The sequence below is a fragment of the Algoriphagus sp. genome (genome assembly GCF_030694375.1).
Taxonomy (GTDB): domain Bacteria; phylum Bacteroidota; class Bacteroidia; order Cytophagales; family Cyclobacteriaceae; genus Algoriphagus.
Genome location: NZ_JAUXYL010000041.1, coordinates 62996 through 77753, shown reverse-complemented (window position 1 = coordinate 77753; position 14758 = coordinate 62996). Strand labels below are relative to the sequence as shown.

19 protein-coding genes are annotated in these 14758 nt (G+C 40.7%); all 19 read left to right on the top strand.

Annotated elements, in window-relative coordinates:
* Nucleotides 1–5 precede the first annotated feature (5 nt).
* Nucleotides 6–185, top strand: coding sequence for a 50S ribosomal protein L30 (gene rpmD, locus Q8M62_RS16255; protein ID WP_092731250.1), 180 nt, complete (start codon nt 6–8; stop codon nt 183–185).
* Between the two features lie 2 nt (nt 186–187).
* Nucleotides 188–634 carry a 50S ribosomal protein L15 gene (gene rplO / locus Q8M62_RS16250; RefSeq protein ID WP_304902287.1) on the top strand — a complete coding sequence of 149 codons (447 nt, stop codon included), beginning with the start codon at nt 188–190 and terminating at the stop codon, nt 632–634.
* A 4-nt stretch (nt 635–638) separates the two neighbouring features.
* Nucleotides 639–1958, top strand: coding sequence for a preprotein translocase subunit SecY (secY, locus tag Q8M62_RS16245; protein WP_304902288.1), 1320 nt, complete (start codon nt 639–641; stop codon nt 1956–1958).
* Nucleotide 1959: 1 nt separating this feature from the next.
* Nucleotides 1960–2733, top strand: coding sequence for a type I methionyl aminopeptidase (gene map, locus Q8M62_RS16240; protein WP_304902289.1), 774 nt, complete (start codon nt 1960–1962; stop codon nt 2731–2733).
* Nucleotide 2734: 1 nt separating this feature from the next.
* Nucleotides 2735–2953, top strand: coding sequence for a translation initiation factor IF-1 (gene infA, locus Q8M62_RS16235; protein WP_009183359.1), 219 nt, complete (start codon nt 2735–2737; stop codon nt 2951–2953).
* A gap of 6 nt (nt 2954–2959) precedes the next feature.
* Nucleotides 2960–3076 carry a 50S ribosomal protein L36 gene (gene rpmJ, locus Q8M62_RS16230; protein ID WP_092731256.1) on the top strand — a complete coding sequence of 39 codons (117 nt, stop codon included), beginning with the start codon at nt 2960–2962 and terminating at the stop codon, nt 3074–3076.
* Nucleotides 3077–3078: 2 nt separating this feature from the next.
* On the top strand, nt 3079–3456 hold the full coding sequence (gene rpsM / locus Q8M62_RS16225) for a 30S ribosomal protein S13 (protein ID WP_092731258.1): 378 nt from the start codon (nt 3079–3081) through the stop codon (nt 3454–3456).
* A gap of 15 nt (nt 3457–3471) precedes the next feature.
* The gene (rpsK, locus tag Q8M62_RS16220; protein WP_092731260.1) at nt 3472–3870 is read left to right on the top strand and encodes a 30S ribosomal protein S11; all 399 of its coding nucleotides are present in this window, start codon (nt 3472–3474) and stop codon (nt 3868–3870) included.
* An 18-nt stretch (nt 3871–3888) separates the two neighbouring features.
* The gene (gene rpsD / locus Q8M62_RS16215; RefSeq protein ID WP_092731262.1) at nt 3889–4494 is read left to right on the top strand and encodes a 30S ribosomal protein S4; all 606 of its coding nucleotides are present in this window, start codon (nt 3889–3891) and stop codon (nt 4492–4494) included.
* A 36-nt stretch (nt 4495–4530) separates the two neighbouring features.
* Nucleotides 4531–5520 carry a DNA-directed RNA polymerase subunit alpha gene (locus Q8M62_RS16210; RefSeq protein ID WP_304902290.1) on the top strand — a complete coding sequence of 330 codons (990 nt, stop codon included), beginning with the start codon at nt 4531–4533 and terminating at the stop codon, nt 5518–5520.
* Nucleotides 5521–5526: 6 nt separating this feature from the next.
* A complete protein-coding gene (rplQ, locus tag Q8M62_RS16205; protein WP_304902291.1) occupies nt 5527–6063 on the top strand; it encodes a 50S ribosomal protein L17 in 537 nt (178 codons plus the stop codon).
* Nucleotides 6064–6180: 117 nt separating this feature from the next.
* Nucleotides 6181–7278 carry a glutamine-hydrolyzing carbamoyl-phosphate synthase small subunit gene (gene carA, locus Q8M62_RS16200; protein WP_304902292.1) on the top strand — a complete coding sequence of 366 codons (1098 nt, stop codon included), beginning with the start codon at nt 6181–6183 and terminating at the stop codon, nt 7276–7278.
* A gap of 22 nt (nt 7279–7300) precedes the next feature.
* Nucleotides 7301–8584, top strand: a complete 1284-nt coding sequence (gene eno / locus Q8M62_RS16195; RefSeq protein ID WP_304902293.1) for a phosphopyruvate hydratase — start codon at nt 7301–7303, stop codon at nt 8582–8584.
* 97 nt (nt 8585–8681) lie between these two features.
* The gene (locus Q8M62_RS16190; protein WP_304902294.1) at nt 8682–8969 is read left to right on the top strand and encodes a septum formation initiator family protein; all 288 of its coding nucleotides are present in this window, start codon (nt 8682–8684) and stop codon (nt 8967–8969) included.
* Complete coding sequence (locus Q8M62_RS16185; RefSeq protein ID WP_304902295.1) at nt 8950–9498, top strand: hypothetical protein; 549 nt, start codon at nt 8950–8952, stop codon at nt 9496–9498. Before Q8M62_RS16190 ends, Q8M62_RS16185 begins: the two co-directional genes overlap by 20 nt.
* Before the next feature lie 21 nt (nt 9499–9519).
* Nucleotides 9520–10368: a serine O-acetyltransferase gene (locus Q8M62_RS16180; RefSeq protein WP_304902296.1), complete on the top strand. Its 849-nt coding sequence runs from the start codon at nt 9520–9522 to the stop codon at nt 10366–10368.
* Nucleotides 10369–10453: 85 nt separating this feature from the next.
* Entirely contained in the window at nt 10454–11332 is an 879-nt protein-coding gene (gene cysM / locus Q8M62_RS16175; RefSeq protein ID WP_304902297.1) for a cysteine synthase CysM, read from the top strand.
* 318 nt (nt 11333–11650) lie between these two features.
* Entirely contained in the window at nt 11651–11857 is a 207-nt protein-coding gene (locus Q8M62_RS16170; protein ID WP_304902298.1) for a hypothetical protein, read from the top strand.
* 452 nt (nt 11858–12309) lie between these two features.
* Nucleotides 12310–14757, top strand: a complete 2448-nt coding sequence (locus tag Q8M62_RS16165; RefSeq protein WP_304902299.1) for a hypothetical protein — start codon at nt 12310–12312, stop codon at nt 14755–14757.
* The last annotated feature ends 1 nt before the right edge of the window (nt 14758 follow it).

Sequence of the window (14758 nt, the reverse complement as noted above, 5' to 3'; positions counted from 1 at the left end):
TTATCATGGCGAAGATTAAAATCACACAGGTAAAAAGTACGATCGACAGACCAAAAGATCAGAAAGCAACAATTACTGCTTTGGGTCTGGGGCGTATTAGCAAGTCTGTAGTAGTAGAGAATACTCCACAGATTGCTGGAATGGTAAATAAAGTGAATCACCTTGTAAAAGTGGAGGCAGCTTAATCATGAAACTAAATACATTAACTCCGTCAGAAGGTTCAACTAAAAACCGTAAGAGAATTGGTCGTGGTACTGGTTCTGGTCGAGGTGGAACATCTACAAGAGGCCATAAAGGCGCTAAATCCCGTTCAGGATATAAGTCTAAAGCTGGTTTTGAAGGTGGTCAGATGCCTCTTCAAAGAAGAGTGCCCAAATTTGGCTTTAAATCCTTTAACAGGGTTGAGTTCAAACCAGTAAATTTGGATACCTTGCAAGGCCTAGCCGATCAATTCAATCTTGCTACAATAGACATGGATGCCTTAGTGGCTCATGGTATTGCTTCCAAGAATGATAAGATAAAAATTCTCGGTGGTGGTGAACTAACGGCCAAATTAGAGGTGACTGCCCACAAGTTTTCCGCTTCAGCTGTTGAAGTTATTGAAAAACTAGGCGGTACCGTAAACAAGATTTAAGTAAATGAAAAAGTTTATTTCGACAGTTAGGAACATTTTCTCAATCGAAGATTTGAGAGTCAGAATTGTAAACACAATTGGATTCTTAATTATTTTCAGGTTAGGATCATTTATCGTTCTTCCCGGTGTAGATCCTTCCAAGTTGGGAGACGCTCCTGAGGGAATTTTCGGTTTGATTGATACTTTCCTTGGAGGGGCATTTAGCAATGCTTCAATCTTTGGACTGGGAATTATGCCCTATATCTCTGCATCCATTGTGCTGCAGCTGTTGACTGTCGGGGTTCCTTATTTTCAGAAAATGCAAAAGGAAGGTGAGTCCGGTAGAAAACGTATAAACCAAATCACCCGAGTTCTTACAATTGCAATTACGATTGCGCAGGGTATTGGCTATGTTTCAGCCACTATCTTGCCTACCGGTGCTGTGATGGTAAGTACATCTCTTTTCATGTTTAGTTCCTTGGTTCTGCTTTCAGCAGGAACGATGTTCTGTATGTGGCTAGGGGAAAAAATCACTGAAAAAGGAATAGGCAATGGAATTTCAATGCTTATCATGATTGGTATCATTTCAAGATTTCCAGGCGCCATAATAGCTGAGGGTCTTGAAAAAGGCACTTCAGGAATGTTACTCCTCATTATTGAAGCTGCTGTTTTGTTCTTTGTTGTTGTGGGAGTAATTGCTCTTACGGAGGCGACAAGAAGAATTCCGGTTCAATATGCGAAGCAGGTAGTAGGTGGTAAAGTATATGGAGGACAAAGACAATACATTCCAATTAAGGTAAATGCGTCGGGTGTAATGCCTATCATTTTTGCTCAATCATTGATGTTTGTTCCTGCACTGATTGCCCAGATTTGGGCAGGGGAAAGTGACATTGCTAACTACATAGGTACTACTTTCAGTGATTTCACCTCATGGCAGTATAACCTCTTGTTTGCAGCTTTGATTATCATCTTTACGTTCTTTTATACTGCAATTACGGTTAACCCCGAACAAATTGCTGAAGACATGAAGCGTAATGGTGGTTTTGTCCCCGGTATTAAGCCAGGTGCACCTACCTCAGAGTTTATCGATGGGATTATTTCCAAGATTACTTTACCAGGTTCGGTATTGCTTGCTGCCGTAGCGATCCTTCCTGCCTTGGCGATAATCGCCGGAGTGGGTGGTGAATTTGCGCAATTCTATGGTGGAACATCCCTCCTTATCATGGTAGGTGTGATCATGGATACGCTTAGACAAATCGAAAGCTACTTACTGATGAGACATTACGAAGGGATGATGAAGAGTGGTAATTTGAAGAATAACCCTTCCAATTACCAGGTAGCTTAGTATGATTCAATACAAGACTTCGGAAGAAGTTCAGTTAATAAAACAGTGTGCTGATATTCTTGGTAGAGCTCACGGAGAAGTTGCCAAGCATATCAAAGAAGGGGTAAAGACCTCTTTTCTTGACAAAGTTGCTGAAGAGTTTATTAGGGATCACAATGGCGTACCTTCATTTAAAGGGTACAACGGTTTTCCCGCTTCACTTTGTATTTCAGTGAATGAGGTAATTGTTCACGGTTTTCCAAGTGATTATGAATTGAAAGATGGCGATATAATCTCAGTAGATTGTGGAGTCTTTCACCAAGGTTTTCATAGCGATTCCGCTTATACATATCCTATTGGTGAGGTATCCCCTTCTGTTCTAGCATTATTAAAAGCCACTCGAGATTCGCTCTATTTAGGAATTGAGCAAGCCGTAGTAGGAAATCGGATAGGTGATATTGGTTTTTCAATCCAAAAATTCGTCGAAGCGAAAGGCTATACTGTAGTCAGAGAGCTTGTAGGACATGGTTTAGGAAAGAAACTTCATGAGGCTCCAGAGGTTCCTAATTACGGAAAAAAAGGAAGTGGTATCCTGCTCAAGGCAGGGATGGTGATTGCAATTGAGCCAATGATCAATCTTGGTACGCGAAATATCGTCCAAGAACGAGACGGCTGGACTATCCGAACTGCAGATCGGAAACCTTCAGCTCATTATGAGCATACGGTTGCAATATTGGAAGATAAAACAGAAGTTTTGACAACGCATAAATACATAGAAGAGGTCTTTAAATTCTAATATGGCCAAACAGACATCAATCGAGCAAGACGGTACCATCATTGAAGCATTGTCTAACGCAATGTTTAAAGTGGAACTGGAAAATGGACATCAGTTGATTGCTCATATTTCGGGAAAAATGAGAATGAATTACATAAAAATTCTTCCCGGGGATAAGGTTAAGCTGGAATTATCTCCCTATGATTTGACAAAAGGCAGAATAGTATATCGATATAAATAGACTGACATGAAGGTAAAGGCATCTATTAAAAAGAGAAGTGTTGACTGCAAGCTAATCCGTAGAAAAGGGGTATTGTATGTCATCAACAAGAAGAATCCTAAGTATAAACAAAGACAAGGTTAATCATGGCTAGAATTGCAGGTGTAGACATACCAGACAATAAGCGCGGCGAAATCGGACTTACCTATATCTTCGGAATAGGAAGAAGTGCTGCCAAAGCGATCCTGACTAAGGCCGGTATCTCTTTCGACAAAAAGGCCGGAGAGTGGAATGATGAAGAATCTACCGCAATCCGTAACATTATTGCCGAAGAACTCAGAACCGAAGGTGTACTGAAGTCAGAGATCCAATTAAACATCAAGCGTCTGATGGACATCGGATGTTACAGAGGTTTGAGACACAGAAAAGGACTTCCGGTACGTGGTCAAGGCACTAAAAACAATGCCAGAACAAGGAAGGGTAAGCGTAAAACTGTTGCTAACAAAAAGAAGGCAACTAAATAAAACCTGATTTAGATTATGGCTCAGAAAAGAAACGATAAAGCAAAGGGTAAAAAAAGAGTAGTAAAGGTAGAAGCTGTAGGTCAGGCACACATCAGAGCCTCCTTCAACAATATCATCATCTCTATTACCAATAATGCAGGTCAAGTGATCTCTTGGGCTTCTGCCGGTAAAATGGGTTTCAGAGGTTCTAAGAAAAATACTCCGTACGCTGCTCAGATGGCTGCCCAAAACTGCGGTCAGGTAGCTTACGACTTAGGTTTGAGAAAAATCGAAGTGTTCGTAAAAGGTCCAGGATCTGGTCGTGAATCTGCGATCAGAACATTGCAAAACGTAGGATTGGATGTAACAACGATCATTGACGTGACTCCAATGCCGCACAACGGCTGTCGTCCTCCTAAGCGTAGAAGAGTTTAATTTTAAAAAGGTAACAGAATGGCAAGATATACAGGTCCTAAAGCGAAAATCTCCAGAAAATTTGGAGAAGCAATAGAAGGGCATAGCAAGGCGCTTCAAAAGAAAAACTACCCTCCGGGAATGCATGGACGTGGTAGAAGAAAGAAGCAGTCTGAATATGCTGTCCAGTTGGCTGAGAAGCAAAAAGCAAAATACATCTATGGCATATTGGAAAGACAATTTGCAAAGATGTTTGATACCGCTTCCAGAAAAACAGGTATTACTGGTGAAAATCTCCTTCAGCTTCTTGAAGCTCGTTTGGATAACACCGTTTATAGATTGGGAATTGCTCCTACACGTCGTGGTGCAAGACAGCTTGTTTCGCACAAGCATATTTTGGTCAACGGAGAAGTAGTAAATATCCCTTCCTATACTTTGAAGCCGGGTGATCTTGTTTCAGTAAGAGAGCGTTCTAAATCTCTCGAAGCAATCACCAGCAGCCTGGCAGGTAAAGCAGCAAATAGATATCCTTGGTTAGAGTGGGATAATGCTTCTTTGACAGGCAAATTCGTCAGTGTACCGGGCAGAGATGATATTCCAGAGAATATCAAGGAGCAGCTCATTGTCGAACTTTACTCTAAGTAATTTTACAATTTTCAGCTAAAAACCAGAACGAGACATATGTCCATACTAGCATTTCAAATGCCCGAGAAAGTGGTGATGGAAAAAGCCGATGACTTTCACGGCTTGTTCACTTTCAAACCACTCGAAAAAGGCTATGGAGTTACCATTGGTAACGCCCTGAGAAGAATTTTGCTTTCTTCATTGGAGGGATACGCCATCACTTCTATCAAAATCCCAGGAGTGGTTCACGAATTCTCATCCATTGATGGTGTAGTAGAAGACGTGACTGATATAATTTTGAACATGAAACAAGTGAGATTCAAGAAGGTGCATGATGCATTTGATGGAAAAATCACTGTGGAAATCAAAAATCAGTCTGTATTCACTGCAGGGGACATTGCTAAGTTCACTTCTTCCTTCGAAGTGCTCAATCCGGAATTGGTAATCTGTCATATCGACGAAACCAAAAACTTCGAAATTGAGATTACAGTCGAAAAAGGAAGAGGTTATCTGCCAGCTGAAGAATCCAGACCTAAAGAGCAGGTTTTTGGTCAAATAGCAATCGATGCGATCTTCACTCCTATCAAGAATGTGAAGTACAGCGTGGAAAATACACGTGTAGAGCAGAAAACTGACTTTGAAAAATTGATCCTTGAAGTATCTACAGATGGTTCTATCCATCCTGAGAAGGCACTTCAGGAATCAGCCAAAATTTTGATTCAGCACTTTATGCTATTCTCTGACCAGACCATGGTCTTAGATTCTACCGGCATTGCAGAACCGGAGCCTATCGATGAGGAATTCCTTCACATGCGTAAGCTTCTTAAGACTTCTTTGAGCGATCTGGATTTATCTGTTCGCGCTTTCAACTGTCTTAAAGCTGCTGATGTGAGAACTCTTGGTGATTTAGCTAGACTTGAAATTTCCGATATGATGAAATTCAGAAACTTCGGAAAAAAGTCATTGGCTGAACTCGAGCAATTAATCCAAGAAAAAGGTCTGACCTTTGGGATGGATATTTCTAAGTACAAACTTGACGAAGAATAATATAAAATGAGACACGGTAAGAAATTTAACCACCTTGGTCGGACTGCCTCTCACAGGAAGGCAATGCTCTCCAACATGGCAACTTCCCTGATTCTTCACAAGCGTATTTCAACTACGCTTGCCAAGGCGAAAGAATTGAAGAAGTTTGTTGAACCTTTGGTGACCAGAGCCAAAGAAGACTCCACACATAACAGGCGTATTGCATTTTCATATCTCAAAAGCAAAGATGCGATTAAAGAGCTCTTTGGTGAGATAATTGAAAAAGTAGGCACTCGTCCAGGAGGATATACCAGAATTATTAAAACTGGATTCCGTCTTGGTGATAACGCTGAAATGTGTATCATCGAGCTGGTAGATTATAATGAACTTATGCTTAAGGATGCTAAGCCTGCGAAAAAGACCACCAGAAGATCCCGTAGAGGGACTGCTGGAGCTAAAGAAACAGTCGCTACTGAAGCTGCTTCCGTCCCAGTTGTGGAAGCCAAAACTGAAGAGCCTAGTGCTCCTGAAGCTTCGGCTGAAAACGAAAACGAAGAAAAATAAATTGAAAATTAATTTCAAATATCAAAAGGATTGGACTTTCGTTCAATCCTTTTTTTATACCCATTTCACTTATCCTCCTTCCCAAGATTTGGTTAACTTTGGGCAACTTTCAGACAAATGATAAAACAAAAAGCAACACTTCTTTTGGCCGATGGAACTGTTTTCCATGGCTCCTTAATTGGTAACGCAGGCACCAATGGTGGTGAAATTTGTTTCAATACCGGAATGACCGGTTACCAGGAAATTTATACCGACCCATCCTACACCGGTCAAATTGTTGTAACCACCACTTCGCATATTGGAAACTATGGCGTGCATTCAGAAGAAATTGAATCTGAGCATCCATGTGTTGCAGGTATTGTCGTCAACAGTTTTTCAGATATTTTTTCACGGGTGGACGCCTCCGGTTCCTTGCAGGATTACCTAGTGAAATATAAGATTACGGGCATTGCAGATATCGACACCCGGAAACTGGTGAGACACTTGAGATCAAAAGGTGCCATGAATGCCATTATCAGTTCCGAATTTGAAGGAAACCTAGAAGGCTTAAAAACCGAATTAGCTAAGGTTCCAGACATGAATGGCTTAGAACTTTCTTCTACTGTTTGTACTCAGGAACCATTTTTTTATGGAGACGAGTCATCTAAAATGAAAGTAGCCTGTCTTGATTTTGGTATCAAAAAAAATATTCTTAGAAATCTCGCTACACGAGGAGTTTACTGCAAAGTTTTTCCTGCTAAAACCAAGCTAAAGGAAATTCAGGAATGGAATCCTGATGCATTTTTTCTTTCCAACGGCCCTGGAGATCCTGCTGTAATGGATTATGCGGTCGAAACTGTTAAAGAAATTTTAGAAACCGGTAAGCCTGTTTTCGGGATCTGTCTGGGGCATCAACTTCTTGCCGAGGCAGTTGGAATCAAAACCTACAAAATGCATCACGGTCATAGAGGCCTCAATCATCCTATAAAAAATTTGATTACAGGAAAAAGTGAAATCACCTCTCAAAACCATGGTTTCAATGTGGTCAGAGAAGATACTGAGAAAAACAGTGAAGTAGAAATAACTCACATTCATCTAAATGACAACACGGTGGCTGGTATTCGGCTGAAAAATAAGCCTGCATTCTCTGTTCAATATCACCCTGAGTCCTCACCGGGGCCACATGATTCTCGTTACCTTTTTGACGAGTTCATAGCACTTATTAATAAAAACTAATTTTCACAAACCTTTTAAAACTATGACGTTGATTCAATCAATTCATGCAAGACAAATCCTCGATTCAAGAGGTAATCCAACTGTAGAAGTAGATGTTTTCACCGAAAATGGTGCATTTGGCCGAGCGGCCGTACCAAGTGGCGCTTCTACCGGTATGAATGAAGCAGTCGAACTCCGCGACGGGGACAAAAGCAAATATTTAGGCAAAGGCGTACTAAAAGCCGTTGCCAATGTAAATGAAATAATTGCCCCTGAGTTGGTAGGAATGGATGTATTTGAGCAAAATACGATTGACCAAATTATGATCGAGCTGGACGGTACTGCCAACAAAAGCAAGCTCGGAGCAAATGCCATCTTAGGTGTTTCTTTGGCAGTTGCCAAAGCCGCAGCAATGGAGTCAGGTCAGCCACTTTACAGATACATCGGAGGAGTAAACGCAAATACGCTTCCTGTTCCGATGTTGAATATTATCAACGGTGGTTCTCACTCTGATGCTCCTATTGCTTTCCAAGAATTCATGGTTCGCCCTGTCGGCGCTTCCAGCTTTTCCGAGGCGATCCGGATGGGGGCTGAGATTTTCCATAATTTGAAAAAAATCCTTCATGATAAAGGGCTAAGTACTGCGGTAGGAGATGAGGGCGGATTTGCTCCAAACTTCTCCGGCGGAACAGAAGAGGCTTTGGGTTGTATCTTGGATGCCATTGCAAAAGCCGGCTACAAAGCTGGTGCTGATGTCACGATTGCATTGGATTGTGCTGCTTCCGAATTCTATAAAGACGAAAAATACGATTATACCAAGTTTGAAGGACCAACTGGAAAAATCAGATCAAGAGAAGAGCAGGTTGCCTACTTGGCTGAATTAACAGAAAAATATCCTATTGATTCTATCGAAGACGGCTTTGCTGAAGAAGACTGGGCTGGATGGGCGATGCTGACTGCTAAAATTGGCGATAAAGTTCAACTGGTTGGTGATGATCTTTTTGTAACAAATGTCAAATTCCTGAAAAGAGGAATTGAAGAAAGATCCGCTAATTCTATTTTGGTAAAAGTAAACCAAATTGGAACATTGACTGAGACCTTGAATGCAATCAGCTTGGCTCACAAAGCTGGGTTTACGGCAGTGATGTCACACAGATCCGGTGAAACGGAAGACTCCACTATCGCTGACTTGGCAGTGGCAGTGAACTGCGGACAGATCAAAACCGGCTCAGCTTCCCGTTCTGACCGTATGGCCAAATACAATCAGTTGCTCAGAATCGAAGAGCAATTGGGAGAATCAGCCGTTTTCAAGGGAAGATTGAAATAATAGCGCTTTAATAGCTATCGTGAGACAGCCTGCTAAAGCGGGCTGTCTTTTTTTTTGCACCATTTTTGTACCTTGGATTACGAGATTCAATTCCATTATGAAGAAACTTATCAAATACAGCAGTAATTTTTATGTCCTTGCCACATTGGTTTTTCTTTTTTGGATGATTTTTATTGATTCCAACAACTTGGTAAATCATTTTCGACTAAGTCACAAGCTATATCAGCTGGAGGACCAAAAGGAATTTTACTTGGAGAAAAAAGGTAAAATTACTGCCGAACGGGAAGAATTGATGAGTAATCCTGAACTTTTGGAAAAGTTTGCCCGTGAACGCTATCTGATGAAAAAGCAAACCGAAGATCTTTATGTTGTTGTCGAAAAGTAAATGGATAGCTATTGTCCTTCTGGGACTTTTTTTTGTTTCAAATCACAGTTTTGGACAGCGGGAAATTTCCAGTGATTCCGTTTCATTTAAGGACCGCTTATATTTTGGAGGCAATCTGGGCTTTCAGCTCGGAACAATCACCTTGATTGATGTATCTCCTCTAATGGGAGTCATGGTCACACCCAAACTATCCGGAGGCCTAGGTGGTACCATTCAATATTATGATGATAAGCGTTTTCAGGGTGCACAGAGCACTTCTTATGGAGGCCGGGTATTTGGGAGGTACAATATTCTGCCCAATATATTTACTCATTTAGAGTATGAATCCATCAATTGGGAGCGATATGATGTTCGCGTCGAGAATTTTAGACGAATCTGGACCAATGCTTTTTTTGTGGGAGGGGGGTATTTTGCTCCATTTGGACCAAGGGGTGGAGCTAACTTTACTTTTTTATACAACGTCCTTCACGATAACCAAAATTCCTACTATGCTGAACCTTATGTAATTCGGGTTGGTTTTGTCCTGTAACAATTCCACCTTTAACTTCCTATGGAATCTTTTATAAAAAAAATACATAAGTCTCATCAGGATTGTTCTGATTGCCCTTCTCCAAAGCTTATCCAACAGTATTTTGAGGATTTATTAGGGTTACTTTTCCCAGAATATTCCGTCCAAAAAATCCGTGAAGAGGAAGATGTAAAATCTAGGTTGGAAAATCTTCAAGCTCAGCTTTCCAATATCTTAACCCGAAATATCCACCTCCATTCTGGTGATGGAGAAAAACTTGCCAAACGGTTTTTTGTCGATTTAGAAAAGGTTTTTGATTGGATAAATCAAGACGTGGACGCCATGTTCGCAGGAGATCCCGCTGCTAAATCACGCACAGAAATCCTCAGAAGTTATCCTGGTTTCTATGCGATTGCAGCCTATCGAATTGCCCACCTTTTACTTCAGTTGGGTATTAAATTAATTCCAAGAATGATCACTGAATTTGCACATAGTCGAACGGGAATTGATATCCACCCAGGGGCTACCATCGGGCAATACTTTTGCATTGATCATGGTACAGGGGTGGTAATCGGAGAGACAACTGTGATCGGGAATCATGTAAAAATCTACCAAGGCGTGACGCTTGGAGCACTCAGTGTGGACAAAGCTGATGCAGACATCAAACGTCACCCCACGATCGAGGATAATGTGGTCATTTATGCTGGTGCTACCATCCTCGGAGGTAAGACAACGATTGGCAAAAATAGTGTCATCGGAGGCAATGTATGGTTGACCAAGTCTGTACTTCCCGGGTCGAAGGTCTATTACCAAACCCAAATGCATCACGAGGAAGGTACAGTGACTGACGTATATGTCTTCAAAAATGACATAGACGAATTAAGTCACTAAGGATTTGTTCTCATTTCATAAAAGTTAATCATTCCAGCATTTCCTTTTGAATTAGGCATTGTGTCAAAAATCATCAAAAAAAACCATGAAACTCTTTGAACTGATCGGGAATACGCCTTTGGTGGAATTGGAAGTCATTCCTACTAATCGGCGGGTAAAGATTTTTTGTAAAATGGAAGGCCAAAATCCTGGTGGAAGTGTCAAGGATCGTGCAGCATATAATATGATTCGTTCGGCTTTGGATCGCGGAGAAATCAAAAAAGGAGATAAACTGGTCGAAGCCACAAGTGGAAACACCGGAATTGCCCTGGCGATGGTGGCTAAAGTCTTGGGACTGGATATGACCCTAATCATGCCGGATAACTCCACCAAAGAGCGGGTGCTTTCCATGGAAGCCTATGGGGCAAAGGTTATTTTGACCCCAGCCGCAAAGACGATTGAATATTCCCGGGTTTTAGCAGAAACGATGCGGGATGAGGAAGGATATTTTATGCTCAATCAGTTTGGGAATCCGGACAATTACCTGGCTCACTATAAGACCACCGGTCCCGAAATCTGGAACGACACAGCCGGGAGGGTGACCCATTTTGTCACAGCAATGGGTACAACTGGAACGATTATGGGAGTTTCCCGATACCTGAAAGAGGTTAATCCGGCCATACAAATTGTCGGTACTCAACCTACTGACGGTTCCAGTATTCCCGGAATCCGACGCTGGTCCCCTGAGTTTTTGCCAGAAATATTTGAGCCAGTCCGTGTGGACCGAGTGATTGACGTCAGTCAGCAGCAAGCTACTGAAATGACCCGGAGAATGGCCAAGGAAGAAGGAATCCTAGCCGGAATGAGTAGCGGAGGAGCCTTGCATGCCGCAATCGAATTATCCAAAGAACTGGAAGAAGGCCTGATTGTCTGCATCACCTGCGACCGGGGAGACAGATATCTCAGTTCGGATTTGTTTGGGTGAGGAGATTGTAAGATTGGAAAATTACAAGATTAAAAAATTGAGATCTCTCCAACTATAGCCTGAAAGTTCTGATAATTTGCCTCCTGCTTTAGTAGGGGGGATTGAAAATAGGCATGAAAAAAGTTTGGGCTTTAGCCCAGCATTCGCAATGCTAATTTTGGCTAAAGCCATGGGTATTTTGTAAAATCCTTTGGGGATGAGCTAAAGCCAAATTCCTTTTCATCAAAGTAAAAGGAATTATAGATAGAAAAGAGTTGATGCGATCTACGCATAGCGTCAACGGAACCTCAACCCTGAACGACAATAGACTTCGCCGAGGTGGGAAGTACCCTGCTTGGGATGAAAAAAGGGAAAAGTTCGACACCCTCCGGGGTCGTGGGGATCGTTCATCCATTCTCATTTCCATGGGTTATACCCATGGCTATTGAGAAGTTTGACCCCTTATCAGGGGTCGGAGATCTGAAAACCATCGATCTCCAAACCAATGACCGCGGAGTGGTCGAACCTCTCAATAACCCTAGGTGAAACCTAGGGAAAAGTGTAAAACAGAATGCAGAAAACAACCCTGAATAGGGTTGAACTTTTTGGAAAAAAAATTCTTCGTACAATTTTTGGGTAATTATTACCCAAGTTTCATTGTTTACCTACTGAATTTCCCTAAAACTAAATATCTTAGAGCATATAGAATTCTAACTTTTCAATTGTGGCAGCTCCAACCTTTGGTCTTGAACTTGAAGACCTCAAAAAGTATTTAAAAAAGTGGCGAAAATGAAGACGCAAAGCGTCAACTTCTCTTTCCTCTTTTCAAAAAGCTTTTCAAAGATAATTTCAGGGCTGAATCGGGAGCTTTTGGCGCAGATATTTATATTCCGGGACAAATAATTGTAGAGAGTAAATCTTCCTTTTCAGACTGGGCAAAGGGGTTTTATCAAGCCTTTCATTACAGTAAGAGATTTGGTCTGGCCTATAATACTGTAATGGTGATTGCACAAGAATTTGTTGGGATTTGGAAGACAAACAAGATACCTGAGTTTGCAGCAATTCTCATTAATACTGCTGATGCTTCGATATCGCCCAATCAAATGGGAGTGAACAATGCACGAAAAACTCAAAAGGCCCAACTTAACCTGATTAAGGATTCTGCAATCTATTGGCTTGACCCTAAATCAATGCAAGGAGATATGTTTGCAGGAGCTAAAAATCTCACTACAGAAACCTTCGAGATTCTAAAAGTTCTCAAAAACTTAGATTCTTCACGTATTCAGATCAATACTCACAACTTCATTCATACTATTGAATTGATGAAGTCTATGTTTGAAAATCCCATTGATGCTATACATGCCTTTTACACCGTAGTTAATTACTGGGATATTACAGCAACAATGTCAGAGAATGATTATTCTAATACTGTACAAGTGGTTGGTTTTAGAGGTCATAAAAGCAGTGAACCATTACACATTGAAGCAAGATTCAAAAAAGAATTCAAAAACCTGATTGAAAATCATTATGTCTTTACAAATGAGGGCTCTGGTCTTACAGCTGATTATTACTTTTCCCGATTTGATGAAGTATTAAGTGCCTTAGACCCCGAATATGCCAAGCAACACGGGATTTTCTTCACGGACGGGAATCTCAGCAAGTTTGCCATGTGGTTTGTTCAAAACTATTTCAAAGAGGATCTTGGAGAGAATTACATTGTATTTGACCCTGCAGGGGGCTCTGGTAACTTGGTGACAAGTTGGAGAGGAAAATTAAAACATAAGATCGTATCTGAACTTCAGCCTGATTTACTTCGGACTATAGAGAAACGAATGAAAATAGATCCCTATCACATGGATACAGGATTTACCATCATCCCCAAAACCTCAGATAATAAGGGATTAAATTTTTTGGATGTTTCTGCCAGGGAATATTTGGAGCGTCTAGAGAAGGAATTAAAAGGCAAAAACCTAAAAATGGATAAGCCTTTGGCCTTCTTACTCAATCCTCCCTATAAAAACACAGATGAAAATGTAAAAAATCGTTCCGATAAGGATGCTGAGTATGAAATTGATCCTTCAATTCTGGAATTGACCGGAAGTGATGCTGGTAAAGAGAGATACTTAGCATTTCTCGGTCAGATTTTGTTGATCGCCAAAGCTCAAAATGAAAAAAATACTGAACATCATCCCTTGGTTTTCATTTTTACGCCCACCTCATGGTTAATCCCTCGGCCAACGTATGTTGGTTTTAGAGAAAAATGGGATCAGCATTTTAAATTTGAAACAGGATTTCTGGTGACGAGTAATGAGTTTTTTAAACTAGACGGAAAGTGGCCCTTAGCCTTCACTGTTTGGAAATACGATCAGAGTGATAAAACAAATGAAGTCAGAACATTGGATTTGACCCAATTCAAAAAAATAGACTTGAATCTAAATTGGACTGCGTCTTCTGAAGAAATAGATCAGCAATGTAATCAATTAATAGATAGGAAGGAGAATGTTAAGCTTGCTCTCAAAACATCCATTCAAGATTGGCTTAATCAAAGTAGTTTTGATTTTAAAAGAGATCCTACAAAGACTGAGAAAGAGTCCATGAAAGTATTTGGAGGGTTACCTCTGCTTGATCCTAGACGGGAGAATAAAAAAACTTATGGTATTGAAAGCTCCGAATTTATCGGATTCATGGATAATTGTACTCCGGTAAGAGTTAAATACCGTCTTGAGGATCCTCGTTTCCAAATGCCGATTCAAAGAATTTGGTTTAGACTAGATTCAGTTTTTAAGGACAAAAATAAGTCAAAGTGTTTTAACGGCCCAAGTGATAACAGGTCATTTTGTGCATTTGATTTGATTTCTGCAAAAAGAACTTTGACGTGGTTTGCGATTTCAAAAAATTTGGAAACATATCCTTTATGGGCAAATCAATTTGATATATGGGTACCTGATATTAAGCCCGAATTGGCTAATTATTGGTATTCCTTATGTTTTGCTTTTGTATTGGCTGAGAACCGATGCGTGGTAACAAAGTTTGAGGCTAATAATCCTATGCTCGGGGCGCCAGAGGTATTTGTAGATAATCCACTCTCTACAAATAACTCAGAATCATTTTGGAACACAGTATTGGACCAGCAAATCGTCTCTAATCCTCCTGCTGCGATTAAATTGGTGGATAAAATCAAGGAATTGTACCGTGTTTGGAATTATGAATATTGCAAAGGCGGAATCTTGGAAAATGTAGGCCTCCACGATGAACCATATTTCAAATACTTTGATTTTCCCGACTTTGTGACCAAGAATTCAGGTTTAATTCAGATTAAGAAATATGCAAGTGATAATAATTTGACAGATCTGGGAGAATTGTTTGCGGAGATATCTTCCTTGACCAAAATGGTCAAAGGGGAAATTTACAGATTGTTGGTGGAGGAATTTGATTACTTCGAATAAT